Raw genomic sequence first — 25,186 nt, 5'->3', positions numbered from 1 at the left:
TCTTAACACCTCGGGTAGCAACGACGGCCCGGCGTCCCTGGCGGGAACGCCGGGCCGTCACCATCGCGGGCGACGCCGGGACTGGGCTCGGTCAGCCGACGGCGGCCAGGTCGGTCAGCCGGGCCAGCGAGTCCTCCAGGTCGGCGCCGACCCGGCGCAGGCCGAGCCGGAGCAGGGCCGCCTTGACGGGTCCGGCGGGCCACCGCACGACGATCAGCCGTACGACGGTGCCGCCGGCTTCCTCGTCCGGGGTCAGCTGGACGTAGATCTCGGTGCGCGCCTCGGCCCGGGCGCCGGCGCCCTTCGCGCGTTCACGCCAGCCGATCAGGGTCGGCTCCTGGAAGGCGATCACCTCGGCCTCGTGCGCGGCGCCGCGTCCGGCCTGGACCAACTGCCGCCGCCCGAATCCCTCCCCGGACAGGACCTCGGCCGCGCGGACTCCCGCCAGCCAGGCCGGCAGCTGCTCGGCGCGCTGCACGACGTCCCAGACCACTTCTACCGGCGCCGCCACGTGTGCGCTGCGTTCCACGAGGATCATGAGTATCTTTCCCCCACTTAAATCACATCCGCGATATTCGGCACTCTATGTGTAAATCGGACTTAAGCGGACGGGTTCGGAAAAGACACGCCGAACTGCCTTGCGTCAAGCAGTCATCCCGGCCTATGGCGCGGCGGTCCGCCGAGCCCTAGAGTCGCGAGCACGCTTCATGTCTTGGAGGGTGACTTGACGACCGCGCCGATGCCCGAGTTCCCCGCCGGATTCCGCTGGGGGGTCTCCACCTCCGCGTACCAGATCGAGGGCGCGACCACTGCCGACGGTCGCGGTCCGTCCATCTGGGACACCTTCGCCCACGAGCCGGGCCGGGTCACCGACGCCAGCACCGGCGACCAGGCGTGCGACCACTTCCACCGGTACGCCGAGGACACCGCGCTGCTGGCCGGGCTGGGCGTGTCCGCGTACCGGTTCTCGATCGCCTGGCCCCGGATCCAGCCGGCCGGCACGGGCCCGGCCAACGCCGCCGGGCTGGACTTCTACGACCGGCTGGTGGACGGCCTGCTCGCCGCCGGCGTGGACCCGGTCGCCACGCTGTTCCACTGGGACCTGCCGCAGCCGCTGGAGGACGCCGGCGGCTGGCTGAACCGGGACACCGCGGCCCGCTTCGCCGAGTACGCCGACCTGGCCGCGGCCCGCCTCGGCGACCGGGTGAAGCTCTGGATCACGCTCAACGAGCCGTTCATCCACATGAGCATGGGCTACGGCATGGGCGTGCACGCCCCCGGCCGGATGCTGCTGTTCGACGCCTTCCCGGTGGCCCACCACCAACTCCTCGGGCACGGTCTCGCGGTCTCCGCGCTGCGCGCCCGCACCACGTCCCCGGTGGCGATCGCCAACAACTACTCCCCGGTGCGGGTCGCCGGCGACACCGACGCGGACCGGGCCGCCGCGATGGCGTACGACGCGCTGCACAACCACCTGTTCACCGATCCGCTGCTCGGACGCGGCTACCCGGACGCGCCGGGTGTGGACCCGGCGGTGATCCGCGACGGGGACCTGGACGTGCTGGCCGCGCCGATCGACGTACTCGGGGTCAACTACTACAACCCGACCGGCATCCGGGCGCCCGAGGCGGGCTCGCCGCTGCCGTTCGACATCGTGCCGCTGGACGGCTACCCGCGTACCGCGTTCGACTGGCCGGTGGCCCCGGACGGCCTGCGGGACCTGCTGCTCCAGTTGCACCAGCGCTACGGCGACGCGCTGCCGCCGATCCAGGTCACCGAGAGCGGCTGCGCGTACGACGACGCGCCGGACTCCGACGGCCGGGTGCACGACCCGGAGCGGATCGCGTACCTGGACGGGCACGTCCGCGCGGTGCGCGAGGCGATGGCCGCCGGTGTGCCGGTGACCGGGTACTTCGTCTGGTCGCTGCTGGACAACTGGGAGTGGGCCGAGGGCTTCACCAAGCGGTTCGGCCTGGTGCACGTCGACTTCGACACGCAGCGGCGGACGCCGAAGTCGTCGTACACCTGGTTCCGGGACCTGGTGCGGAGATGACCACTGTGAACCCGACGCCGGCGTCGCTGCCGGCGGCGCTCGCCGAACCGACGGTGCCGGTACGGCGGAGCTGGATCGCGCTGATCTTCGCGGCCAACCTGGGCGTCTGGATGGCGTTCTTCACCCCGATCCAGGTGCTGCTGCCGCAGCAGGTGGAACGCATCGCGCCGGCCGACAAGGAGGCGATGCTCGCGGTGGTGACCGGTATCGGCGCGCTCGCCGCGGTGCTGGCGAACCCGCTCGCCGGGGCGCTGTCCGACCGCACCTCGCTGCGGCTGGCCAACCGCCACTTCGGCCGCCGGCACGTCTGGACCGCGCTCGGCGCGGTGATCGGCGCGCTCGCCCTGGTGCTGCTGGCCCGGCAGAACACCATCGCCGGGGTGGCGGTGGCCTGGGTGGCAGCGCAGGTCTGCTTCAACGCGATGCTCGCGAGCCTCACCGCCGCAATCCCGGACCGGGTGCCGGTGGCGCAGCGGGGCGGCGTGTCCGGCTGGGTGGGCATCCCGCAGGCGCTGGGCCTGGTGCTCGGCGCGGTGCTGGTGACGGCTGTGGTGACCGGCAACGCCGCCGGGTACGCCGCGATCGCGCTCGCCGTGCTGCTGCTGTCGCTGCCGTTCGCGCTGCTGACCCAGGACGACCACCTGCCCCGGGAGCACCGCTCGCCGCTGCGGCTGCGCTCGCTGTTCTCCTCGATGTGGATCAGCCCGCGCCGCCACCCCGACTTCGCCTGGGCGTGGTTCACCCGGTTCCTGGTGCAGACCGGCAACGCGCTGGGCACGCTCTACCTGCTCTACTTCCTCACCGACGGGGTACGGGTGGCCGACCCCGAGGGCTCGCTGCTGATCCTGATCCTGCTCTACACGGTCGGCATGATGCTCACCGCCGTGGTCGCCGGGCGCATGTCCGACCGCTCCGGCCGGCGCAAGGTCTTCGTGATCGCCTCCGGGCTGATCATGGCGGTGGCGGCGCTGCTGCTCGCGGTGGCGCCGACCTGGCCAATGGCGATGGTGGCGGCGCTGCTGCTCGGCGCGGGCTACGGCGTCTACCTGGCGGTGGACGCCGCGCTGATCACGCAGGTGCTGCCCGCCGCCACGGACCGGGCCAAGGACCTCGGCGTGATCAACATCGCCAACTCGGCGCCGCAGGTGCTCGGCCCGGCGCTGTCCGCGCCGATCGTGGTGCACCTCGGCGGCTACCCCACCCTGTACGCGGTCACCGCGGTGGTCACGGTGCTGGGCAGCGCCCTGGTCGTGAAGATCAAGTCGGTGCCCTGACCCGGCCCCCTGCCGGAAACCCGTGGCGGACCGCCGTAGGCTGGGGGACGTGACGGTACGTGTACGCTTCGCCCCCTCCCCGACCGGTATGTTCCACGTCGGCGGCGCCCGCTCGGCGCTGCAGAACTGGATCTTCGCCAAGCAGCAGGGCGGGGTGTTCGTGCTGCGCATCGAGGACACCGACGCGGCCCGCAACAAGCCCGAGTGGACCGAGGGCATCCTGTCCGCGCTCGAGTGGATCGGCATCGACCGGGGCAGCTACGAGGGCCCGTACTTCCAGTCCTCGTACGCCGGTGAGCACCGGGCCGCCGCGCAGCGGCTGTACGAGGGCGGCCGGGCCTACTACTGCGACTGCACCCGCGAGGACGTGCAGGCGCGTACCGGCCCGCAGCAGCGCGGCTACGACGGCTTCTGCCGCGACCGCGGCCTGGGGCCGGGCGAGGGCCGGGCACTGCGCTTCCGTACGCCCGACGAGGGCGAGACGGTGGTGGTCGACCTGGTGCGCGGCGAGCCTACGTTCGAGAACAAGCTGATCGAGGACTTCGTCATCGCCCGCGGCGACGGCTCCCCAGTGTTCCTGCTGGCGAACGTGGTCGACGACATGTCGATGGGGATCACCCACGTGATCCGGGCCGAGGAGCACCTGCCGAACACCCCGAAGCAGCAGCTTCTCTGGGACGCGCTCGGGGTCAAGCCGCCGATCTGGGCGCACGTGCCGGTGGTGGTGAACGAGAAGCGGCAGAAGCTGTCCAAGCGGCGGGACAAGGTCGCGCTGGAGGCGTACCGGGACGAGGGCTACCTCGCCGACGCGATGCGCAACTACCTGATGCTGCTGGGCTGGGCGCCGTCGGGCGACCGGGAGATCGTGCCCTGGTCGGTGATCGAGCAGGAGTTCCGGCTGGACGAGGTCAACCCGTCCCCGGCGTTCTTCGACGAGAAGAAGCTGCGCGCCTTCAACGGCGACTACATCCGGGCGCTGCCGGTGGAGGACTTCGTCGCCGCCTGCCAGCCGTGGCTCACCGGCACCGGGACCATCGCCCCGCCGCCGTGGCAGCCGGAGGAGTTCGACCCGGCCGCGTTCGCGGCGGTGGCCCCGCTGGCGCAGACCCGGATCGCGGTGCTCAGCGAGATCGTGCCGAACGTCGACTTCCTCTTCCTGGCCGACCCGCTGATCGACGAGGCGGCGTGGGCGAAGGCGATGAAGGAGGGCGCGGCCGACCTGCTGGACGCGGCGATCGTCGCGTTCGAGGCGCTGGAGTCCTGGGACGCCGAGTCGCTCAAGGCCACGCTGGAGGCGGTCGGCGCGGAGCGCGGGCTGAAGCTGGGCAAGGCACAGGCGCCGGTACGGGTCGCTGTCACCGGCCGCACCGTCGGGCTGCCGCTGTTCGAGTCGCTGGAGGTGCTCGGCCGCGACCGTACGCTGACCCGGCTGCGCGCCGCCCGCGTACGCCTGGTCTGAGCGGCAGGCCCGCGCCGGTCGCCGCCGGCCCGGGCGTGTCGTGGCCGGCCGGCGTCAGCGGCGGGCGGCCCGGCGGCGCAGCAGCAGCCCGCCCCCGAGCGCGGCGAGCACCACCACCGCGCCGGCCGCCCACAGCCAGCCCGTATCCCCGTCGTCGTCCGCCTCGGCGGCGGCCGGGGTCGGGCTCGCCGGGGACGGCGCGGCGCTGGTGGGCGCGGCGGTCGGCGCGGTGCTGGTCGGTGGCGCGCTCGCCGACGGCGCCTCCGCCGGGGTGCCGGTGGTCAGTGTGAACCGGACCTCCCCCTTGATCGGGTGGCCGTCGTCGGACGCCAGCCGGTAGGTGACGATGTAGAGCCCGGCCGCGCCCGGCCGGAACGGCACGATCACCCGCTTGCCGGAGAAGGTCGGCGCGCCGCCGGTCGCGGCCACATTGTCCGGTCCGGTGACGGTGACCTCGGTCGTGGCCTCCTTCGGCGTGGCCAGGAACCGCAGCTCGATCCGCTCCGGCGCGGCGGCCAGCCGGGCCCCGTCGCGCGGGTCGCTGCCGGTCAGCGAGTTGTGCGCGGCGGCCGGCGCGGCCGGCAGCACCGACACCGCCGCCGCCACCCCGAGCACCACCAGCCAGGTACGCGCCACACGAGCGACCCTGCCCCCCATGGTTCCCTCCGTCCGGGTAAGATCCGGCCGATGATCATCGACCGCTCATTGGTCGGTCTCAGCTCGCAAATAGTTCCAAATACTCTTCCACCTGCTGCAACCAAGCGCCGTTCTGCGGAGTCTTTGTGGTGGACACCGGTCCAGTGTGACTGCAGCGGAAGCCAGCCATCGAACGGGGCGAGGAGGCGGCGATGATCCGGAAGGTGAGACGGCTGCTGATCGCCGTGACCGGGACGACGGCGGCCCTCGCGTGCACACTGGCCCTGACCGGCGCGACGGCGGCCCACGCCGCCCCGAAACCGACGCCCGCGCCCGCCCCGACCGGCGTCGACATCACCGGCGACAAGCTCGACGAGCCGCTGCGGCTGCGCACCGACAGCCGGCCGGCCGACGTCCACCTGGTGATCGACCAGGTCAAGTGGCTGGGCACGACCGGCCAGCTGCGCGGCCCGGCCGCCGCGGACCTCGGTCCGAAGTACACGGTCGTGGTGCACGTCGCCGCCGGTCCGCAGCGCACGTACGACCTCTTCCCCCTGGCCAAGGGCGGCCCGCGCGTCTACCGGCCGGCGAAGCAGCCGGACAAGAGCAACCCGCGCGCGGGCTGGTTCTTCGGGCGGCTCAACATGCCGGAGACGCTGCGGTCGGTCGGCGTACCGATGCCGGCGCAGTTCGACACGCTCGCCGGTGGCATCGGCGGCGGCGACCGGGTGCTGCCGGAAGAGGCGCTCGACCCGGTGGGCGATCTCGACACCGCCCTCGGCGAACTCCAGCGGCTGCTGCTGCTCAACGTGGGCGTCGTGCTGGTCATCACCGCCGGACTCGCCGGCATCGCGCTGCTGGTGCGCCGCCGCACCCGCTGAACCCGGCCGCGCCACCACGCCCGGCGTCCGTCGGGCCGGCGTCAGCGCCAGCGGCCCCGGCTCAGCCCGGTGGCCCGCGTCAGCACCAGCGGCTCGGCGGCCGCTCCCGGCGCGACCGGCGATTGAGCGGGCGTACCGCGCCGTGGCGGTGGGCGCCCGCCCAGCCCGCCAGCTCGCTGCGGCAGCCCTGCTCCGGCGACGGCTCGTCCGCGAGATGCGCCGGCTCGGCGGCCCGCTGACGGGGCACCGCCGGCTCGTCCTCGGCGCGCTCCGCGGCCCGGCCGACGGCCTGCTCGCCCTGGTGGTGCAGGCACGGCCGACGTGGGTGCGTGGCCGTGACCGGCTGGTCGTGGCCACGCCGGCACGGCTCGCCCTGGGCGCAACCGTGCTCGGCCTCCCCCTGCGCCGCCATCCCGGCCTCCTCACCGTCGCCCTCGCGCGCCCGCCGGAACGGCCCGGGCGCGCCCTGACACCGTACTGGCCCGCCCGGACAAGATCGCCAGCGCGTACCGGTGGAGATCGTCACGCCACGGCGACGCCGCCACCTCGGGGTGGAACCGCTGCTCAGCGCGTGTCAGGCTGGTGCGGTGAGCGAACCGGGCGGCACGGAGACGTCGGCGACGCTGCGCCGCATCGAACGGGCGGCGGGCAGCCTGGCCACCGCCAGCGTGGCCCGGATGGACGAGACGCTGCCCTGGTTCCGCGGCCTGCCCGCCGACCAGCGCTCCTGGGTCATGCTCGTGGCCCAGGCCGGCGTGCGGTCACTGGTGCAGTGGCTGCGCCAGGGCGGCGGCGCGACCGACCGCACCCAGGAGGTGTCGGACGAGGTCTTCGCCGCCGCGCCGCAGGCGCTGGCCCGCTCGATCAGCCTCCAGCAGACCGTGGCGCTGATCAAGGTGACCATCGACGTGGTCGAGGAGCAGGTGTCGGAGCTGGCTGTGCCGGGCGAGGAGCAGTCGCTGCGGGAGGCGGTGCTGCGCTTCTCCCGGGAGATCGCGTTCGCCGCCGCGCGGGTCTACGCCCGGGCCGCCGAGAGCCGCGGCTCCTGGGACGCCCGGTTGCAGGCGCTGCTCGTCGACGCGCTGCTGCGCGGCGACTCCCCGGACGTGCTGGCCAGCCGGGCCGCCGCGCTGGGCTGGACGGACGCGCCGCCGGTCGCGGTGGCGGTGGGCCGCTCGCCGGGCGGCGAGGTGGCCGCCGTGCTGCACACCGTCTACCGGCAGGCCCGGCGGATCGGCGTCGAGGTGATCGGCGGCGTGCACGGCGACCGCCTGGTGATCGTGCTGGGCGGGGCGGCCGATCCGGTGGCGGCCACGGAGAAGCTGCGTACCGCCTTCGGTGAGGGACCGGTGGTGGTCGGCCCGGCGGTGCCCAGCCTGGACGAGGCCACCGAGTCGGCGCGTGCGGCGCTGGCCGGGTTCCGGGCCGCGCCGGCCTGGCCGACCGCGCCGTGCCCGGTCGCCGCGGACGAGCTGCTCCCGGAGCGGGCGCTGGCCGGCGACACGGAGGCCCGCCGCCGGTTGCGCCACGACGTGTACGCGGCACTCGCCCGGTCCGGTGGTGAGCTGCTGGAGACGCTCGACGCGTTCTTCGCCGCCGGTGGCACGCTGGAGAGCGCCGCCCGGGCGCTGTTCGTGCACCCGAACACCGTGCGCTACCGCCTGAAGCGGATCGCCGAGGTGACCGGGTTCTCGCCGCTGGCCCCGCGAGACGCGTTCGCGTTGCAGGTCGCGCTGACAGTGGGGCGCCTCGACCCGGTGGTGCCGGCGGTCTCCGACCGGCGATGATCGCCGACGATTTTTGTAGGTTTCCTCTAAAGGTTCTAGTGCGGTTTGGTGCCGTACGTTACAGCGCGGCACGCCGGTATCCGTCAGAGTCGTACACGTGCTCGCCGTACTCTCTCCCGGACAGGGTTCACAGAAGCCCGGCTTCCTCGCGCCGTGGCTCGACCTCCCCGGCGCCGAAGCGCGTCTGCGCTGGTGGTCGGCCCTGGCCGGGGCGGATCTGATCCACCTGGGCACCGGGGCCGACGCGGACGAGATCAAGGACACCGCCCGCACCCAGCCGCTGCTCGTCGCCGCCGCGCTGCTCGCCGCCGAGCACCTGCCGATGCACGACGTCGCGCTGGTCGCCGGGCACAGCGTCGGTGAGCTGGGCGCCGCCGCCCTGGCCGGGGTGCTGCCCGCCGAGGCCGCCGTGACGCTGGCCGGCGTACGCGGGCGTGAGATGGCTGCGGCCTGCGCGCTGGAGCCGACCGGGATGGCCGCCGTGCTCGGCGGTGACCCGGACGAGGTGCTCGCCGCGCTCCAGGCCCACGGGCTGCACCCGGCCAACCGCAACGGCGCCGGCCAGATCGTGGCCGCCGGCGCCATCGACGGGCTGGACAAGCTGGCCGCCGAACCGCCGGCCCGCACCCGGATCATCCGGCTCCAGGTGGCCGGCGCGTTCCACACGCCGTACATGGCGCCGGCCGAGACCGCGCTGGCCGGCGTCGCCGCCGGTGTCACCGCCTCCGCCCCGGCCCGGATCCTGCTGTCCAACCTCGACGGCGCGCCCGTCGGGCACGGGCCGGAGACGGTGCAGCGGCTGGTCCGGCAGGTCACCGCCCCGGTCCGCTGGGACCTGTGCATGCGTACGCTCGCCGACCTCGGGGTCACCGGCGTGATCGAACTGCCGCCCGCCGGCACCCTGGCCGGGCTGGTCAAGCGGGAACTCAAGGGCGAGGGCGCACCGGAGATCGTCACCCTGAACACCCCCGCCGACCTGCCCGCCGCGCGGCGGCTGATCGCCCGCCACGCCGGTCCCGCCGCCCGCCCGCCCGCGCCGTGGTTCCGGACGGTGGTCTCCCCCGCCGCCGGCCGCCTCACCCGGGCGGCCGAGGCGACGGTGGGCGTCGAGGTACGCGCCGGCCAGGTCCTCGGCCAGGTCACCGGAGGGCGAGGGCCGGTCGAGGTGACCGCGCACGACAACGGGCTGCTCACCGAGTGGCTCGCGCACCACGACGACCCGGTCGCCCCGGGCCAGCCCCTCGTCCGCATCGGAGGAACGCACTAAATGGCCGGCAGCCGGATCGTCGCGATGGGGCACTATCAGCCCTCCCGCGTCGTCACGAACGACGAGATCGCACAGATGGTCGACACCAGCGACGAGTGGATCCGGGACCGGGTCGGCATCGTCACGCGGCGGATCGCGGGCGACGAGACGGTGGCCGACATGGCCACCGCCGCCGCCGGCAAGGCGCTCGCCAACTCCGGCCTGACCGCCGCCGACATCGACCTGGTGGTGGTGGCAACCTGCTCGTCGGTGGACCGCAGCCCCAACGTGGCCTGCCGGGTCGCGGCGAAGCTCGGCATCAACGCGCCGGGGGCGTTCGACCTCAACACCGCCTGCTCCGGCTTCGCGTACGGGCTGGGCACCGTGGACCATGCGATCCGGGCCGGCGCGTCGCGCAACGCGATCGTCGTCGGCGCGGAGAAGCTCTCCGATTTCACCGACTGGACCGACCGCTCGACCTGCATCATCTTCGCCGACGGCGCGGGCGCCGCGGTGGTCACCGCGACCGCCGACGACGAGCCGGCCGGGATCGGGCCGGTGGTCTGGGGTTCCGCCCCGGAGAAGAGCGACGCGGTACGCATCGAGGGCTGGCAGCCGTACATCGCGCAGGAGGGCCAGTCGGTGTTCCGCTGGGCCACCACGGCGATCGCCCCGCTCGCGCTGCAGGCCTGCGAGCGGGCCGGGGTGCACCCGTCGGAGCTGGCCGCGTTCGTGCCGCACCAGGCCAACGGCCGGATCATCGACGGCATCGCCAAGCGGCTGAACATCCCGGACGCGATCATCGCCAAGGACATCGTCGAGTCCGGCAACACGTCGGCGGCGAGCATCCCGCTGGCCCTGTCGAAGCTGGTCGAGCGGCGCGAGGTGCCCTCGGGCGCCCCGGTGCTGCTGTTCGGCTTCGGCGGCGGCCTGACCTACGCCGGTCAGGTCGTGCGCTGCCCCTGAGACCCCCCTCGGGCGCGAACGCGCCGAGGCGCGTGGCCGGCGACGCCGGTCACCGGAACCCCCGATGAGAGGAACCAACCGCAATGACCCGTGACGAGATCACCGCCGGCCTCGCCGAGATCCTCGAAGAGGTTGCCGGGGTGAACCCGGACGACGTGGCCGAGGGGAAGTCCTTCACCGACGACCTCGACGTCGACTCGCTCTCCATGGTGGAGGTCGTGGTGGCGGCCGAGGAGAAGTTCGGCGTCAAGATCCCGGACAACGAGGTGCAGAACCTCAAGACGGTCGGTGACGCGGTCAGCTACATCGAGGCGCAGTCCTGATCATGAGTCGTCCCGACGTCGTCGTCACCGGGCTCGGCGCGACGACCCCGCTCGGCGGGGACGTCGCGTCGACCTGGGACGCCATGCTCGCCGGCCGCTCCGGGGTGAGTGCGCTCACCCAGGAGTGGGCGGCGGACCTGCCCGTCCGGATTGCCGCCCAGCTGGCGGTCGACCCGTCCGAGGTGCTGGACCGGGTGAAGCTGCGCCGGCTGGACCGCTCCGAGGCGATCGCCATCATCGCCGCCCGGCAGGCGTGGGCCGACGCCGGGCTGGCCGAGGCCGGGCCGGACCCGGAGCGCCTGGCGGTCAGCGTCGGCTCGGGCATCGGCGGCGCCACCACCCTTCTCGCCCAGGACGACATCCTGGAGGCGTCCGGCCCTCGGCGGGTCTCCCCGCACACCATCCCGATGCTGATGCCGAACGGTCCGGCCGCCTGGGTCGGGCTGGAGCTGGGCGCCAAGGCCGGCGTACACACGGTCGCCAGCGCCTGCGCGACCGGCGCGGAGGCGATCGCGCTGGGCCTGGACATCATCCGCGCCGGCCGGGCCGACGTGGTGGTGGCCGGCGGCACCGAGGCGGTCATCCACCCGCTGCCGATCGCCGGCTTCAGCTCGATGCGGGCCATGTCGACCCGCAACGACGAGCCGGAGCGGGCCTCCCGGCCGTGGGACTCGGGCCGCGACGGCTTCGTGCTCGGTGAGGGCGCGGGCGTGGTGATCCTGGAACGGGCCGAGCACGCCGCCGCCCGGGGCGCCCGGGTGTACGCGCGCCTGGCCGGCGCGGGGATCACCTCGGACGCGTACGACATCGTGCAGCCGCACGCGGAGGGCGAGGGCGCGATCCGGGCCATCGCCCGGGCGGTCGCCGACGCGGACGTGGCCCGTACCGACATCGTGCACGTCAACGCGCACGCCACCTCGACCCCGGTCGGGGACATGCTGGAGATCGGCGCGCTGCGCAAGGCGGTCGGCGACCACCCGGTGCTCACCGCCACCAAGTCGATGACCGGGCACCTGCTCGGCGCGGCCGGGGCGCTGGAGTCGATCGCCACCATCCTGGCCATCCGGGACGGCGTGATCCCGCCGACGATCAACCTGGACGACCCGGACGAGGGCCTCACCCTGGACGTCGCCGCGCACAAGGCGCGGCACATGGAGATCCCGGCGGCGCTGAACAACGCGTTCGGCTTCGGCGGGCACAACGTGGCGCTGGTCTTCACCCGCCCCTGATGTAAGGAAGGGCCCCTTCTTAACAGGCGACTGTTAAGAAGGGGCCCTTCCTCTACCGCAGGCGTTAACAGGGGGCCCTTCCTTACACCTCAGGCGCGGTTGCGGGGGTGTAGCCGGGCGGTGCGCTCGTTGCCCCGCCGGTAGTTGCCGGTCCACCGGGCCATGGTCAGCTGCGGATCGTCGTCGACCTCGGCCAGGAACTGCGCGGCCCGGCCGCCGCGAAGCGTGCTCGCGACCCGCCCGTGATGCGTGATGACCACTGCCCCGTCGGAGCGCTCGACGTACCGGAAACCCTGTGCTGCCTCACCCATGGGCGCCACCCTGCCAGCCGGCCGCCCCGGGCCGCACCCGAGTTACGGCAGGGTCAGGTGCGGCAGGTGGTGGCCGGCAGGCCGGCGACCGGCACCGGGGAGCGGCCGGACGGGCGGGCCTTGCCGGCGAGCACGGCTGCCAGCCCGGTCATCGAGGCCCGGGTGGACGAGTAGGTGGCCATCAGCGTCGGGGACTTCGCCCCGGACAGCACGTACGGCGTGTCCATCGCCACCGTCACGGCGGCGTCGGCACGCAGGTCCTTCGCCCCGTCGCCGTACCCGACCAGGTGCACCACGGTGCCGCCGGAGGGCACCACCTTGACGCCGGCCGCGGTGAGCGCCTCGGTGAGCAGCTTGCGGGTGCGTTCCCGGCCGCCGGACGAGGTCACGCTGACCGGTCCGGTCACCGCGCCGCCGCACTTGCCGCGCAGCACAGTCACCGCCGCGGTGGCGAGGTCGTCGGCGGCCTTGCGGTGCGCGGCGCCGTCGAGCGTGGACAGCGCTGGCGTGTCCCGCCCGGCCAGCCGGAACTTCATGGTCAGCACCCGGGTGACCGCCTCGACCAGGCGGGCGCGGGGCAGCGAGCCGTCCTTGAGCGCGGCGCGCAGACCGTCGTACGCCTGCTTGACGTTCGGCGTCATCAGGATGAGGTCGTTGCCGGCGTTGAGCGCGCGCACCGCGGCCTCGCCCGGCGACCACTTCTTCGCCGGAGCCATGTTCATCCCGTCGGTGATCACCACGCCCTGGAAGCCGAGCTGGCCGCGCAGCACGTCGGTGAGCAGCTTGCGGGAGAACGTCGCCGGGGTGCCCGGGTCGACGGCCTTGACGTCCAGGTGGGCCGACATCACCGCCATGGCCCCGGCGCCGATCCCGGCCCGGAACGGCGGGAACGCGAGGCGGTCCAGGTCGGCGCGGGACTGCTTGATCACGGGCAGCTCGGTGTGCGAGTCCTCGGCGCTCAAGCCGTGCCCGGGGAAGTGCTTGACCGCCGCGCCGACGCCCTCGGCCTGCAGGCCGCGTACCGCGCCGGCCACCTGCGGGGACGCGGTCGCCGGGTCGGCGCCGAAGGACCGGGAGCCGATCACCGTGCTGCGGGTGACGAGCACGTCGGCGACCGGGGCGAAGTCGAGGTTGATGCCCATCGCGGCCAGCTCGGCCCCGGCGGCCCGCCACGCGGCCTCGGTCAGCGCCGGGTTCCCGGCGGCGCCGGCCGCGAGCGGGCTGGGCAGCAGGGTCACCCCGTCGGTGATCCGGGTGACCACGCCGTACTCCTGGTCGGTGCCGATCAGGAACGGCGCGGCGCCGGCGGGCAGCTTGCCGGCGGCGGCGCGCAGCCCGTCGGTGAGCGCCCGGACCTGCTTCGGGTTGTCGACGTTCGTGGTGGCCTGGTTGCCGGAGGTCGGGTCGTCGGCGCTGAAGCCGACCAGGATCACGCCGCCGAGCCGGTACTTCGCCACCATCTCGGCGGGGGTGTCGACGCCGGCGAGCGCCCGGTTGCCGGCCGCCGAGGCGGCCGAGACCTCGGTGGCCGAGCTGCCGTACGCGTACGGCATCAGCACCTGCCCGACCAGGTCCTCGTCGGAGAGCGTGCCGACCAGCGCGGCGGCGCGGGCGGCCGGGTCAGCGGCCGGCGGGTCGCTCGGCGCCGGCGCGGCCGACGGCGCCGGACTCGACGGGGTGGGACGGGGCCGGTCCGGCCCGTCCGAGCACCCGGAGACGAGCAGCGCGGTGAGTGCGGCGAGCGCGACGGCGGAACGCCGCGGGGAAATCGACACGCGGCCCACCGTATCGGGGCAACTCGACCGCCGTCACCCGACCCGGGTGAGCAGCGTCACCGGGGCGCCGTCGCCGGCGTACCGGTAGGGCTCCAGCTCGGCGTCCCAGGCGGTGCCGAGCGCCTTGTCCAGCGCGTGGGCCAGCGCCTCCGGGCCGCGCGCGGCGGCCATCAGGCTGCGCAGCCGGTCCTCGCCGAGCTGGATGTCACCGGCCGCGCCGACGGCGGCCCGGAACAGGCCGCGGCCCGGTACGTACATGAAGCGCTCGCCGTCGACGCCGGGACTGGGTTCCTCGGTGACCTCGAAACGGATCATGGGCCACTGCCGGAGGGCAGCGGCCAGCTCCGCGCCGGTCCCCGGGCTGCCGGTCCAGCCGCACTCGGCGCGACGAGCGCCCGGATCGGCGGGCTGCGCCGTCCAGTGCAGGTTGACCGGCGCGGCGAGGACGCGCGCGATCGCCCACTCGACGTGCGAGCACACGGCGAGCGGGGTCGAGTGGACGTATACGACGCCACGCGTTGGCACGGTGACCTCCCGGTGAGCCGAGGTGCGTCTTCCCCTACGACCTCGTCCTACCGAGTGGTACCTGGACACACATGATGACCTGTGTGACTGGTGGTGCGCCAGCGAATCGGAAAATTCGCCGGTCCCAACCGGCGGGAAATACCCGGGAGGTGGAGCCGGTTGTGCCCTCTGACGCCGCGACGACCAGCCAGGTGTCGTGGTCGTGTACAGTTCTCTGGGCGGTTCTCTGTGCCGCCGTACATCTTCGCGGGCCGGCGCTCACCCCGGGCGTCACTCGCACAGCCCCCGGACGGCCTTCCGTCCCCACCGTACGTCTGCAAGGAGTACCTCCGTGGCGAGCAACACCTCTAAGACCGCGCGCGCGTCCGTCCGGGCCGGCCAGGCTGGCCAGGGTGGCGCCCTCAGCGTGCTGGGCGAGTTCAAGTACCTGATCCCGCTCAACGGCGGCAAGCACGCCTACGTGCGCAACCTGACCAACGGCAAGACCGCGCACCTGCGCACCGACTCCGAGGCCTTCGTCGAGGAGATCCGCGTGCTGGCCGCCGCCGGCCACGCCGCCAAGATCCGGGCTGAGATCAACGGCCTGGCCGCGGCCCACCCGGGGCACGGCTGGGAGGCCACCGAGAAGCGCCTGGTCGAGGCCGGCGTCTTCGAGGGCTGAGCGCCCTCACCCGCACCACCGAAACCGCCCGCCGGGATCACTCCGGCGGGCGGTTTCGCGTCTGCTCCTGCGGCAGCAGCGTCACCTCGCCGGTGGCCAGGTCGTAGAGCGCGCCCTCCACTGCCAGCTCACCGGCGTCCACCGGAGCGGCCAGCCGATCGTCACAGCGCAGCGCTGCCACGGTGCGCCGGACGTGGCGGCGGATCGCCAGCGGATGCGCGTCCGGTTCGTCCACGCCGACGTCGGTGACCGCCGGGGCGATCCGGTCGACCACGTACGCGAGGTCGCCGCCGGGGCGCCGCCCGGTGCGCAGCGCCTCGACCGCCGAGCCGACCGCGCCGCAGCGCTCGTGACCCAGCACCATCACCAGGCGTACGCCGAGCTGCCCCACCACGTACTCGATCGAGCCGCGTACGGCCCGGTCCAGCACGTGCGCGCCGGTACGGATCACGCAGATCGAACCGAACGTCTGGTCGAAGATCGCCTCCAGCGGCACCCGGGAGTCGATACAGCCCAGCACCACCGCGTACGGCTGCTGGTCGCCGGAGGCCACGGCGGCGGCAGCGGTGACGTCGTGCCCGTGCACCGGCTGGCCGCTGACGAAGCGACGGTTGCCGGCGAGCAGCTCGGCCAGCGCGGCGCGCGGACTGCGGGCGGCGGACGGCATGCCCCCAGCCTGGTCACCGATCCGGCCGCCGTGGGGCCGGACGCGAATCTTCTCCCCGCCCCGGTTGCCGTGGTGTCATGACGGGTAACGCCGGTGTCACCGCCGGGACACCTGGTGGCGCAAACCGGACGGCTCGGGGGTGGACGACATGGAACTGCGGCTTCCGGACGGCGTACGCCTGCACGTGACAGTCACCGGTCCGGTCGACGCCGAGGTCACCGTGGTGATGCTGCACGGCTGGACGCTCGACGGGCGCAGCTGGCACCGCCAGGTCGCCGACATGCGGGAACGTTTCGGCGACCGGGTCCGCCTGGTCACCTACGACGCGCGCGGCCACGGCCGGTCGAGCTGCCTGTCGCTGCGGGACGCCACGCTGGCCCAGCTCGGCGACGACCTGGCCACGGTGCTCGACGAGATCGCCCCGGCCGGGCCGGTCGTGCTGGTCGGGCACTCGATGGGCGGCATGTCGGTGATGGAGTACGCCCACCGCCACCCCGACCGGTTCGCCGCGCGTACCGCCGGGCTGGTCTTCGTCTCGACCACCGCCGAGGGTCACACGCACACCGTCTACGGCCTCTCCCCCCGCATCACCCGGCTGATCCGGCTCGCCGAGACCACCGGCGCCGGGGTGCTGGCCCGGTGCGGCGGCTGGCGGCCGCCGCACGCGCTGCTGCGCGCGCTGCGCCCGAGCATCCGCTGGATGCTGTTCGGCGACCGCTGCGACCCGGCGGACATCCGGCTGGTCACCTCGGCGGTGGCCCGCGCCACGCTGCGCTCGATCGGCGGGTTCCGCGCCTCGATCGGGGCGCAGCACCGGCTGGAGACGCTCGCCGCGCTCGGCGGGCTGCCGGCCGCCGCGCTGGTCGGGGACCGGGACCGGCTCACCCCGCCACCGTGCGCCGAGTCGATCGCGGCGGCGCTGCCCACCACGGAGCTGACCGTGTGCCCGGGCGCCGGCCACATGCTGATGATGGAGCGCCCGGACCAGGTGAACGACGCCGTGGCCGGGGTGCTGGACCGGGTGCTGACCGGCCGCCCCGCGGCCCGCCTCTGAGCGTCTCCCGCTCCCGGACGGCACTGACGTACGCCACGCGGACGGCATGCCCCGGCACTGCGGTTGCCGAGGGCCCGTACCCTCATTCAGCCCGTCGTGCCGTCCGACCACAGGAGCGCCCGCGTTGACCGACCAGACCACGCTGGACCGGGAGATCGCCGCCGAGCAGCGCCACCTCGACCGGGTGTACGCCCGGCTGGCCGAACTGCGCCGGTCGGCGGCCGACGCCGAGCGGGAGGGCTACCAGCTGGCCCGGGTCGGCAACTTCGGCGCGCTGGTCGAGCGGGACGCGATGGTCTTCCACGCCGCCCAGCGCCGGCACGTGCTCGACGCCGAACACGAGGGACTGGTGTTCGGGCGGCTGGACCTGCGTACCGGGCAGGTGCTGCACGTCGGCCGCCTGGGTGTGCGGGGTGTGGACGCGGAGACGCTGGTGGTGGACTGGCGGGCCCCGGCCGCCGCCGCGTTCTACCAGGCGACGCCCGCCGAGCCGCGCGGCGTGGTGCGCCGGCGCACGATCCAGTCGGCCTCGGAGAAGGTCACCCGGATCGAGGACGACCTGCTGGACCCGGAGGCCGCGCCGCCGGAGATGGCGGTGGTCGGCGACGGGGCGCTGCTGGCCACGCTGTCCCGGGCCACCGGCCGGGGCATGCGGGACATCGTCGCCACCATCCAGCGCGAGCAGGACGAGGCGATCCGCTCCCCCGGCAACGGCGTCACGATCGTCTCCGGCGGCCCGGGGACCGGCAAGACGGCGGTGGCGTTGCACCGGGCCGCGTACCTGCTCTACTCCGACCGGGCCCGGTACGCCGGCGGCGGCATCCTGGTGGTCGGCCCGTCCGGCGTGTTCGTCGAGTACATCGCCTCGGTGCTGCCCTCGCTGGGCGAGGAGACCGCCACGCTGCGCTCGCTCGGCTCGCTGTTCCCGGGCCTGTCGGCGTCCCGGACCGACCCGCCGGACGTGGCGGCGGTGAAGGGCTCGCTGCGGATGCGCCGGGTGCTGGAGCGCGCGGTACGCGACGCGGTGCCGGACTCCCCGGCCGAGCTGCGCCTGCTGTACCGGGGTGAGCTGCTGCGCCTGGAGCGTCAGGCGCTGGACGCGATCCGGGACCGGACTCTGGCCCGGGGCGCGCGCCGCAACGAGGTACGCCGGGCGGCGTTCGACGCGGTGCTCGCCGCGCTCTACGCGCAGGCCCGCACGCTGCGGGTGGGCCGGCTGCCGGAGCAGCCCGCGTTCGAGGACGAGATCATCGAGCGGCCGGAGTTCCGCGAGTTCCTCAAGGCGTGGTGGCCACGGCTGCACCCGCGGCACGTGCTGGACTGGCTGGCCCGTCCGGACCGGCTGCGCCGCTACGCCGGTGGGATCCTCTCCTCGGCCGAGATCCGGCTGCTCGGGCAGGCGTACCGCACGCTCGCGACCGACGGTCTGACGGTGGCGGACATCGCGCTGCTGGACGAGCTGGACGCGCTGCTGGGCAAGCCGGTGCAGCGGGCCCGGCCCAAGCGCGACCGGTACCAGCTCGCCGGTGGCGTGCGCGAGCTGAGCACGTACGCCGATCGGCAGCGCGCCGCCCGGGCGGCGGCCCGGGAGCGTCCGGCCGACTACCGCGACTACGCGCACGTGGTGGTGGACGAGGCGCAGGACGTCTCGCCGATGCAGTGGCGGATGGTGGGCCGGCGGGGACGGCTGGCCTCCTGGACCGTGGTCGGCGACCCGGCGCAGACGGCCTGGACCGGCGACCCGCAGGAGCTGGACCGGGCCCGGGACCAGGCGCTGGGCCGGCGCAAGCGGCACCGCTACGAGCTGACCACCAACTACCGCAACTCGGCGGAGATCTTCGCGGTGGCGGCGGCGGAGATCCGCCGGCTCTACCCGGATCTGCCGCTGCCCGACGCGGTCCGGTCCACCGGCGTGCCGCCGGTCGAGCGCGTGGTGCCCGCCGCCGAGCTGCCGGCGGCCACCGTCGAGGCGGCCGAGGCGCTGCTCGGACAGGTGGAGGGCACTGTGGGCGTGATCACGCCGGTGCCGCGCCGGGACGAGGTGGCCAGCTGGCTGGGCGCGCGCGGCGCGGGCCGGCTGCAGGTGGTGACCAGCCTCCAGGCCAAGGGCATGGAGTACGACGGCGTGGTGCTGGTGGCGCCGAGCGAGATCCGGGCCGATCCGGGGTCGGGCGTGCGCACGCTCTACGTGGCGCTGTCCCGGGCGACCCAGCGCCTCACCACGCTCGACCCGGTGGGGTGAGTGGGCGCGCCGGCACCACCCACAGTTCACTTGCATACATAGCGATGTGAACATACATTGGGCCCGGCCGGTACGCGGCAGGGAGGGTGTTGGCGTGGGCGCAGGTCATGACCACAGCGGTGCGGTGGCCAACGCGGCACACCGCCACCGGGGCCGCCTATGGGCCGCGTTCGCGCTGCTCGCCGTCCTGATGGTGGTCGAGGCGGTGGCCGCCTTCACCACCGGCTCGCTCGCCCTGCTCTCCGACGCCGGGCACATGTTCACCGACGTGCTCGGCATCGGCATGGCCCTCGCGGCGATCACCGCCACCCGGCGTGCCGGCACCGACCCGCAGCGCACGTTCGGCCTCTACCGGCTGGAGGTGCTCGCCGCACTCGCCAACGCCGTGCTGCTCGGCGCCGTCGCGGTCTACGTCCTGGTCGAGGCGGTACGCCGCTTCGGCGAGCCGCCGGAGGTGCTCGCCGGCCCGATGCTCGTGGTGGCGGTGCTCGGCCTGCTCGCCAACATCGTCGCCTTCGCGCTGCTGCGGGCCGGGTCGAAGGAGAGCATCAACCTGCGCGGCGCGTACCTGGAGGTGCTCGGCGACCTGCTCGGCTCGCTCGGCGTGATCGCCGCGGCGCTGGTCATCGCGGTCACCGACTGGTGGTGGGCGGACCCCCTGGTCGCCGTCGGGATCGGCCTGTTCATCCTGCCGCGCACCTGGCGGCTCGGCCGGGCCGCGGTGCGCATCCTGGTGCAGGCGGCGCCGGAACACCTGCAGGTGACCGCCGTGCACGACCGGCTGGCCGCGGTCCCCGGCGTGGCCGAGGTGCACGACCTGCACGTCTGGACGCTCACCTCCGGGATGGAGGTGGCCTCGGCGCACCTGACCACCGACCCCGGCGTCGACCCCGGCGGGGTGCTTGCCGCCGCGCGGGCCGCGCTGCACGAGGACTTCTCCATCGATCACGCCACGTTGCAGGTCGAACCCGGAGCGTCCGCGGGCGTGTGCGGAAAGACCGAGTGGTGATTAGGACAGACTTAAATCACTGTGGCTGCTGTACAGTAATGTCGGTTTTGCCCCGCCATGCGGCACCACGCGTCGGAGCCGCGCCCGGGCCGCGCCGGTAGGCTCGGTCGCGGCCGCAGCCACCGGCGTCACCGGCGCAGGTGGGGTGGCCGTCGCCTAATCGCCCGAAGGGGCGAGCCGGGGAACCACGTACGTGGGGTGCATCCGCGTCAGCGGTAGGGATCTTCCGTCCCGAACCCGTCAGCTAACCCGGTCGGCGGTTGACGGAAGGACGTGTTGAATGCCCCCAGTGGCACCTGTACGACGGACGGCCGCCCGGTTGGCGGCCCTGCTCGTCGCGACGCTGACTCTCGGCGTCGCGACCGTTCCGGCCTCCCCCGCCTCGGCGGCGCCCCGGACCGCCCTGCTCGCCGCCGCACCCGGCGACGACGAGGGCGGCACGCCGGAGCTGCGCGCCCAACTCGACGCGGCCAGCAAGGGCTGGCTGGAGGCGAAGGCCGCGCTGAACCAGTCGGTAAACCGCCAGAAGCAGCTGAACGACCAGCTCAAGACGGTCGGCGCCGAACTGGCCGCACGCGACGCCAAGGTCGGCGAGATCGCCGGGGTGGCATACCGCGCGGGCCGCCTCGGCACCGCCGCGGCGTTGCTCGACAGCAGCAGCCCGGCGGGCTTCATGGACCGGGCCGCCACCCTGGGACAGGTCGCCGCGCACGAGGACCGCACGGTGCGCGAGCTGATCGCCACCCGCGACGAGGCCACCCGCACCCGGGCCGCGCTCGACACCGAGATCCGCGAGCAACGCAAGCAGGTCGCGGTGATGGGCAAGCGCAAGGAGCAGGCCGAGCGCGCGCTCGAAGTGGCGAACGACAGGGCGTCCCGCAGCAGCAGTGGCGGCGGCGGCAGCGTCCAGGGCACCTCCAACAAGAACGCGAAGCCGGCGCCGCGTAACTCGGACGGCTCGTGGCCGGCGGAGTCGTGCAGCGTCAACGACCCGACCCCGGCCAACGGCTGCATCACCCCGCGGACGCTGCACGCGCTGCAGCAGGCCAAGGCGGCCGGCTTCACCCGGTACGTCTCGTGCCACCGGCCCAGCGGCTCGGGCGAGCACCCGAAGGGGCGGGCCTGCGACTTCGCCGCCCAGAAGAACGGCTTCGGCGGCGTGGCCAGCGGCGGTGACCGGACGTACGGCAACAACCTGGCCGCGTACTTCGTACGCAACGCCGACCCGCTCGCCGTGCTCTACGTGATCTGGTTCAAGCAGATCTGGCTGCCCAGCAGCGGGTGGAAGGCGTACAGCGGCGGCAACGGCGACCCGTCCAGCGATCACACCAACCACGTGCACCTGTCGGTGTACTAGCGCGCTCCCGGAGGGCCGGCCGGATCGGGCCGGCCCTCCAGCGTCGCGCCGAGACGAGCCGCCAGGCTCAGGTGAGCCGCCCGGGCCTGGCGGAACGCGTACCCGAACAGCGGCGCCGGCGCGGTCAGCGTGATCTCCACGTCGATGCGCACGGTGCCGTCGGGCTCGTCGCGCAGCCGGGTGTGGTTGCGCACCGTCGTCGCCGGCTGCTGCCGGGCCACCGTGACCACCTCGTCCTCGCTCGCGACCAGCACGTCCGCCTGGTACGTGACCGGAAAGTGCAGCGGGCCCAGTTGCAGCCGGTCGGTGATCGCGTAGCTGGCGAGCGCGCCCGGCCGGGCCGGCAGTTGCCGGACCCGGACGATCAGCGGATGCAGCTCGCCCTGGCGACTGAGGTCACCCAGCAGTGCCACCGCGTCGGCCCGGCTGCACCGGGCCTGCACGGTGTAGCTGAAGCTGTCGCTGCTCTGCAAGCGGGCCCCCTCGCCGTCGTACGTCGCGACGATCGTCCCGTACGGACGCCGGGCTGGCAACGGGTAGAAGGTCCCTGGCCGGAGGGGGTGCGAGCGGGCGCTCAGGCGCCGGGCAGCACCTCGGGGGTGTCGTCGGCGAACCACGGTTCGGGAGCGCCGAAGAGGCCGAGCAGGCCGGTCACCCAGAGCTGCCGGTGCACGAACCGGCTCGGCTCGGTGACCACGAGCTTGACGCCGCTGACCTCGCAGGTCTGGAAGCCGGCCACCATGGCGCTGATGCCGACCGAGTCGATGAACGTGACGAGCCGCATGTTCAGCTCGATGCGCGCGGGACGGCCCTTCGCGAGCACCTCGGCGATCGCTTCCCGCACCTCGTACGCGGTGTCGACGTCGATCTCCCCACGGGGCGCGATCTGGACGACACCACCCGGCCGCACCGACTTCACGATCGACAGGCTCACGCGAGCACCTCCACTCGCCCTTGACGGGCGCCTCATCAGTACGCGGGCCGCGACCGAGAGTATTCCTCCAACGGCCCGGTCGCCACCCCCCGGGATGAGCAATTCGCGAACTGGGCACACCTGGGCGCACCCAATCCGGACCTCCGGGTTCCAGTTTCCCCTTCTACGCGGGCCACGGCCAGCCGTACGGCCGGTCGGACCCGTCGATCCGCCGACCAGGGTAGCGGGCGCGCGCACCTCGCGCCGACACCCCGCTCTCGGCGCGTTCGGGTGGTTCGTCCCGGTTTGAAAGCCTGGTAGCCGCCCGCGCCCCACTGTGGGTTTGCCGCCGCCGCGCGCTGGGCACTGCCCGGGGGAGTCAACCCGTGACGCGCCGGATGGACACCGGAGTCCGAAGTGGCCGCCGGCCTTCGGCACCCGAGGAGGTAGAACGATGTTCGGATCCAACCTGCTGGACCGCCGGGGCAAGGCCGAGCGGGTCGCCGACCAGGCGTGGCAGCACCTGCTCTCCGCGGCCGGCTCCGCCGGTGACAGCGTGCGCGACGCCACCCGCGCCGCCCGCCGCAACTCCTCCGGCTTCGCCGACGACGCCACCGACCTGGTCGGCTCCGCCGCCGAGGAGGCGCGCCGGCGGGCCACGCTCGCCTTCGACGCGCTGGCCGGGCGCCGGCCCGCGCTGCCCTGGACGCTGCTGATCGCGGCGGCGCTCGCGGGCGCGGCGATCGGCTGGGCCGCCGGCACCGCCGCGCGCGCCGCGGGCAGCCGCGACCGCGCCGCGGACGAGATCGAGTTCGTCGACGTGGACCGCCCGAACTCCCCGGCCGGCCTGGACGGCTGACCCGCACCCGACCGGCACGGTGGCCGCTCCCGGTACTCCCCGGGGCGGCCACCGTGCTGCGTGGTGCGCTCCCCCTCCCCCTCACCCGGACCGGGTGAGGGTGGCTCACCCGGGACACGCGCAGGATCGCGGGTGCGGGACCGCGTGCCCGCGCCGCCGTCGACGGGAGGGGAAGCCGGATGGCCACCGACACGATCACGCGTACCGACCGGGACATCCAGTCCGCGGTGCTCGACGAACTGACCTGGGAACCCCGGGTCGGCCCGGACGAGATCGGGGTGACTGTCACCGAGGGCGTGGTGACGCTGACCGGCCGGGTGGACAGCTACGCCAAGAAGTGGGCCGCCGAGCGGGCCGCGCACCGGGCCGCCCGGGTCCGCGCGGTCGCCAACGACCTCTTCGTCCAGATCGCCACCGCCGCCGGGCGGGAGGATCCGGAGATCGCCGTCGCGGCCGTACGGGCGCTGGAGTGGGACGCGTTCGTACCGGTCGAGACGCTCCAGGTGACCGTCTCCGACGGCTGGGTCACGCTGCACGGCGACGTCGAGTGGGAGTACCAGCGGCGCGCCGCGGAACGCTCGGTCGCCCGGCTCACCGGCGTACGCGGGGTGAGCAACGGGATCGCCGTGCGCCCGGCGGTACGCGCCGACGGGCACGACCTGGCCGAGCGGATCGTGGACGCGCTCGCGCGCAACGCCGCCACCGAGGCCGAGACCGTCGACGTCCGGGTGCACGGCGACACCGTGGTGCTGGGCGGGCAGGTCCACTCGGCCGGCGAACGCGCGGAGATCGAGCGGGTGGTGTGGAACGCCCCCGGCATCCGGGAGGTGCACAACCACCTCGTCGTGCGCTGAGCCGAACCACCCCGCCCGGGTGAGCCCGCCTCACCCGGGTGCCGGCCATGGTGGGAGGCATGAGTGATCCGAACGGGCTGATCACACCCGGGCGGGCCGCCCCCGGGTTCACGCTGCCGGCGGCGCCGGACGGGCGACAGGTGGGTCCCGGGCAGTTCCGGGGCCGTCCGGTGGTGCTGGCCTTCTATCCCGCCGACTGGTCACCGGTCTGCGGCGAGCAGATGGCCCTCTACCAGGCGGCCCTGCCCGAGCTGGAGCGGTACGACGCGGTGCTGCTGGGCATCTCGGTGGACAGCGTCGACTCGCACCGGGCGTTCGCCGAAGCCCAGGGCATCCGCTTCCCGCTGCTCGCCGACTTCGAGCCCAAGGGCGAGGTGTCGCGCCGATACGGCGCGTACGCGCCGCGCGGGCAGTCCGACCGGGCGCTCGTGGTCGTCGACCCGGACGGCCGGGTGGCCTGGAGCCACCTGTCCCCGCCCGAGGTGAACCCGGGCGTGGACGGCATCCTCGACGCCCTGGAGCGGCTCAACTCGGATCGGCGGGTGAGCGCCTGATGACCACGCCACTTCAGGTCACCACCGCGCGGCTGCGGACCCCGGTGACCGACAGCGACCACGTCCGCGGGCCGGTGGACGCGCCGGTCACGATCGTCGAGTACGGCGACTTCCAGTGCCGGTTCTGCGGCGCCGCGTACCCGAACCTCACCGAGGTGCTGCGCCAGCGGGCCGACGTGGTGCGCCTGGCGTACCGGCACTTCCCGATCGCCAACATCCACCCGTACGCGGAGAGCGCGGCGGAGACCGCCGAGGCCGCCGCCGCCCGGGGCCGGTTCTGGGAGATGTACGACTGGCTCTTCCAGCACCAGGACCAGCTCGACCCGGTGCACCTGTCGCTCGGCGTCGAGCAGATCGGACTGTCGCCGGACGAGATCGCCGCGGAGGTCGGCCGCCAGGAGTACGCCGACCGGGTCCGGCAGGACTTCGTCGGCGGCATCCGCAGCGGCGTCAACGGCACTCCGACGCTGTTCGTCAACGACGTCCGCCACGACGGCGGTTACGACCTTGCCGAACTGCTGACAGTGGTGGACGCCGCCGCCGACGTCTGA

27 protein-coding genes and 1 riboswitch are annotated in these 25,186 nt (G+C 74.0%); of the genes, 18 read left to right on the top strand and 9 right to left on the bottom strand.

Going from position 1 to position 25,186, the window contains the following annotated elements; all coding sequences use genetic code 11:
- Positions 1-91 precede the first annotated feature (91 nt).
- The gene (locus AMK25_RS27580; protein ID WP_073831293.1) at positions 92-538 is read right to left on the bottom strand and encodes an SRPBCC family protein; all 447 of its coding nucleotides are present in this window, start codon (positions 536-538) and stop codon (positions 92-94) included.
- 201 nt (positions 539-739) lie between these two features.
- Between AMK25_RS27580 and AMK25_RS27575 the strand changes: the two genes are divergently transcribed.
- From AMK25_RS27575 to gltX, 3 genes are read left to right on the top strand one after another with little or no spacing between them, the layout of a single operon-like run.
- Entirely contained in the window at positions 740-2,053 is a 1,314-nt protein-coding gene (locus tag AMK25_RS27575) for a GH1 family beta-glucosidase (RefSeq protein ID WP_073831292.1), read from the top strand.
- Positions 2,050-3,327 (top strand): MFS transporter, encoded by a 1,278-nt coding sequence (locus AMK25_RS27570; RefSeq protein WP_073831291.1) that lies wholly within the window; start codon positions 2,050-2,052, stop codon positions 3,325-3,327. Before AMK25_RS27575 ends, AMK25_RS27570 begins: the two co-directional genes overlap by 4 nt.
- Before the next feature lie 49 nt (positions 3,328-3,376).
- Positions 3,377-4,786 carry a glutamate--tRNA ligase gene (gene gltX, locus AMK25_RS27565; protein WP_073831290.1) on the top strand — a complete coding sequence of 470 codons (1,410 nt, stop codon included), beginning with the start codon at positions 3,377-3,379 and terminating at the stop codon, positions 4,784-4,786.
- A gap of 54 nt (positions 4,787-4,840) precedes the next feature.
- Here gltX and AMK25_RS27560 read toward each other — a convergent pair whose 3' ends face one another.
- A complete protein-coding gene (locus tag AMK25_RS27560; RefSeq protein WP_241826510.1) occupies positions 4,841-5,422 on the bottom strand; it encodes a copper resistance CopC family protein in 582 nt (193 codons plus the stop codon).
- Positions 5,423-5,634: 212 nt separating this feature from the next.
- On the opposite strand from AMK25_RS27560, the gene AMK25_RS27555 reads away from it, so the two are divergent.
- Positions 5,635-6,303 carry a hypothetical protein gene (locus AMK25_RS27555; RefSeq protein ID WP_073831288.1) on the top strand — a complete coding sequence of 223 codons (669 nt, stop codon included), beginning with the start codon at positions 5,635-5,637 and terminating at the stop codon, positions 6,301-6,303.
- A 79-nt stretch (positions 6,304-6,382) separates the two neighbouring features.
- Here AMK25_RS27555 and AMK25_RS27550 read toward each other — a convergent pair whose 3' ends face one another.
- The gene (locus tag AMK25_RS27550; protein WP_073831287.1) at positions 6,383-6,715 is read right to left on the bottom strand and encodes a hypothetical protein; all 333 of its coding nucleotides are present in this window, start codon (positions 6,713-6,715) and stop codon (positions 6,383-6,385) included.
- A gap of 100 nt (positions 6,716-6,815) precedes the next feature.
- Here AMK25_RS27550 and AMK25_RS27545 point away from each other — a divergent pair, with 100 nt between their 5' ends.
- The 5 genes from AMK25_RS27545 (at position 6,816) to fabF (ending at position 11,854) form a co-directional block, all read left to right on the top strand.
- Positions 6,816-8,090, top strand: a complete 1,275-nt coding sequence (locus tag AMK25_RS27545) for a PucR family transcriptional regulator (protein ID WP_274534193.1) — start codon at positions 6,816-6,818, stop codon at positions 8,088-8,090.
- A 97-nt stretch (positions 8,091-8,187) separates the two neighbouring features.
- The gene (locus AMK25_RS27540) at positions 8,188-9,357 is read left to right on the top strand and encodes an acyltransferase domain-containing protein (RefSeq protein ID WP_073831285.1); all 1,170 of its coding nucleotides are present in this window, start codon (positions 8,188-8,190) and stop codon (positions 9,355-9,357) included.
- Entirely contained in the window at positions 9,358-10,302 is a 945-nt protein-coding gene (locus tag AMK25_RS27535) for a beta-ketoacyl-ACP synthase III (protein WP_073831284.1), read from the top strand.
- 83 nt (positions 10,303-10,385) lie between these two features.
- Complete coding sequence (locus AMK25_RS27530; RefSeq protein WP_007072348.1) at positions 10,386-10,625, top strand: acyl carrier protein; 240 nt, start codon at positions 10,386-10,388, stop codon at positions 10,623-10,625.
- Between the two features lie 2 nt (positions 10,626-10,627).
- Positions 10,628-11,854 (top strand): beta-ketoacyl-ACP synthase II, encoded by a 1,227-nt coding sequence (gene fabF / locus AMK25_RS27525; RefSeq protein ID WP_073831283.1) that lies wholly within the window; start codon positions 10,628-10,630, stop codon positions 11,852-11,854.
- Between the two features lie 89 nt (positions 11,855-11,943).
- Here the strand turns inward: fabF and AMK25_RS27520 are convergent, their stop codons facing one another.
- From AMK25_RS27520 to AMK25_RS27510, 3 genes are read right to left on the bottom strand one after another with little or no spacing between them, the layout of a single operon-like run.
- Complete coding sequence (locus AMK25_RS27520; protein ID WP_073831282.1) at positions 11,944-12,165, bottom strand: hypothetical protein; 222 nt, start codon at positions 12,163-12,165, stop codon at positions 11,944-11,946.
- 53 nt (positions 12,166-12,218) lie between these two features.
- Positions 12,219-13,940 carry a glycoside hydrolase family 3 protein gene (locus AMK25_RS27515; RefSeq protein ID WP_073831281.1) on the bottom strand — a complete coding sequence of 574 codons (1,722 nt, stop codon included), beginning with the start codon at positions 13,938-13,940 and terminating at the stop codon, positions 12,219-12,221.
- Between the two features lie 33 nt (positions 13,941-13,973).
- Entirely contained in the window at positions 13,974-14,465 is a 492-nt protein-coding gene (locus tag AMK25_RS27510) for a DUF3145 domain-containing protein (protein WP_030503630.1), read from the bottom strand.
- Between the two features lie 331 nt (positions 14,466-14,796).
- On the opposite strand from AMK25_RS27510, the gene AMK25_RS27505 reads away from it, so the two are divergent.
- Positions 14,797-15,126, top strand: a complete 330-nt coding sequence (locus AMK25_RS27505; protein WP_073831280.1) for a hypothetical protein — start codon at positions 14,797-14,799, stop codon at positions 15,124-15,126.
- Between the two features lie 37 nt (positions 15,127-15,163).
- Here the strand turns inward: AMK25_RS27505 and AMK25_RS27500 are convergent, their stop codons facing one another.
- Complete coding sequence (locus tag AMK25_RS27500; protein WP_073831279.1) at positions 15,164-15,793, bottom strand: carbonic anhydrase; 630 nt, start codon at positions 15,791-15,793, stop codon at positions 15,164-15,166.
- Between the two features lie 148 nt (positions 15,794-15,941).
- Between AMK25_RS27500 and AMK25_RS27495 the strand changes: the two genes are divergently transcribed.
- The 4 genes from AMK25_RS27495 (at position 15,942) to AMK25_RS27480 (ending at position 21,455) form a co-directional block, all read left to right on the top strand.
- Complete coding sequence (locus AMK25_RS27495; protein WP_073831308.1) at positions 15,942-16,847, top strand: alpha/beta fold hydrolase; 906 nt, start codon at positions 15,942-15,944, stop codon at positions 16,845-16,847.
- Between the two features lie 124 nt (positions 16,848-16,971).
- Entirely contained in the window at positions 16,972-19,089 is a 2,118-nt protein-coding gene (locus AMK25_RS27490) for a HelD family protein (protein ID WP_073831278.1), read from the top strand.
- Between the two features lie 94 nt (positions 19,090-19,183).
- Positions 19,184-20,098 carry a cation diffusion facilitator family transporter gene (locus AMK25_RS27485; RefSeq protein ID WP_073831277.1) on the top strand — a complete coding sequence of 305 codons (915 nt, stop codon included), beginning with the start codon at positions 19,184-19,186 and terminating at the stop codon, positions 20,096-20,098.
- Between the two features lie 143 nt (positions 20,099-20,241).
- Positions 20,242-20,373, top strand: a riboswitch (cyclic di-AMP (ydaO/yuaA leader).
- 5 nt (positions 20,374-20,378) lie between these two features.
- Positions 20,379-21,455 (top strand): coiled-coil domain-containing protein, encoded by a 1,077-nt coding sequence (locus tag AMK25_RS27480; RefSeq protein ID WP_073831276.1) that lies wholly within the window; start codon positions 20,379-20,381, stop codon positions 21,453-21,455.
- On the opposite strand, the gene AMK25_RS27475 is transcribed toward AMK25_RS27480, so the two are convergent.
- Both AMK25_RS27475 and AMK25_RS27470 read right to left on the bottom strand, forming a co-directional pair.
- A complete protein-coding gene (locus AMK25_RS27475; protein ID WP_241826509.1) occupies positions 21,452-21,988 on the bottom strand; it encodes an SRPBCC family protein in 537 nt (178 codons plus the stop codon). The two genes, AMK25_RS27480 and AMK25_RS27475, sit on opposite strands and share 4 nt — an antisense overlap.
- A gap of 41 nt (positions 21,989-22,029) precedes the next feature.
- The gene (locus tag AMK25_RS27470; RefSeq protein ID WP_013475611.1) at positions 22,030-22,389 is read right to left on the bottom strand and encodes an STAS domain-containing protein; all 360 of its coding nucleotides are present in this window, start codon (positions 22,387-22,389) and stop codon (positions 22,030-22,032) included.
- 433 nt (positions 22,390-22,822) lie between these two features.
- Between AMK25_RS27470 and AMK25_RS27465 the strand changes: the two genes are divergently transcribed.
- The 4 genes from AMK25_RS27465 to AMK25_RS27450 all read left to right on the top strand — a co-directional run bounded on the left by AMK25_RS27465 (position 22,823) and on the right by AMK25_RS27450 (position 25,186).
- Positions 22,823-23,227 (top strand): hypothetical protein, encoded by a 405-nt coding sequence (locus AMK25_RS27465; RefSeq protein WP_030503623.1) that lies wholly within the window; start codon positions 22,823-22,825, stop codon positions 23,225-23,227.
- 179 nt (positions 23,228-23,406) lie between these two features.
- Positions 23,407-24,081 carry a BON domain-containing protein gene (locus AMK25_RS27460; protein WP_073831275.1) on the top strand — a complete coding sequence of 225 codons (675 nt, stop codon included), beginning with the start codon at positions 23,407-23,409 and terminating at the stop codon, positions 24,079-24,081.
- Positions 24,082-24,140: 59 nt separating this feature from the next.
- Complete coding sequence (locus AMK25_RS27455) at positions 24,141-24,635, top strand: redoxin domain-containing protein (RefSeq protein WP_073831274.1); 495 nt, start codon at positions 24,141-24,143, stop codon at positions 24,633-24,635.
- Positions 24,635-25,186, top strand: a complete 552-nt coding sequence (locus tag AMK25_RS27450; protein ID WP_073831273.1) for a DsbA family protein — start codon at positions 24,635-24,637, stop codon at positions 25,184-25,186. Before AMK25_RS27455 ends, AMK25_RS27450 begins: the two co-directional genes overlap by 1 nt.

The organism is Micromonospora sp. TSRI0369 (assembly GCF_001905625.1).
GTDB classification, from domain to species: Bacteria; Actinomycetota; Actinomycetes; order Mycobacteriales; family Micromonosporaceae; genus Micromonospora; species Micromonospora echinospora_A.
This window is presented reverse-complemented; position numbering and strand designations above follow the sequence as displayed.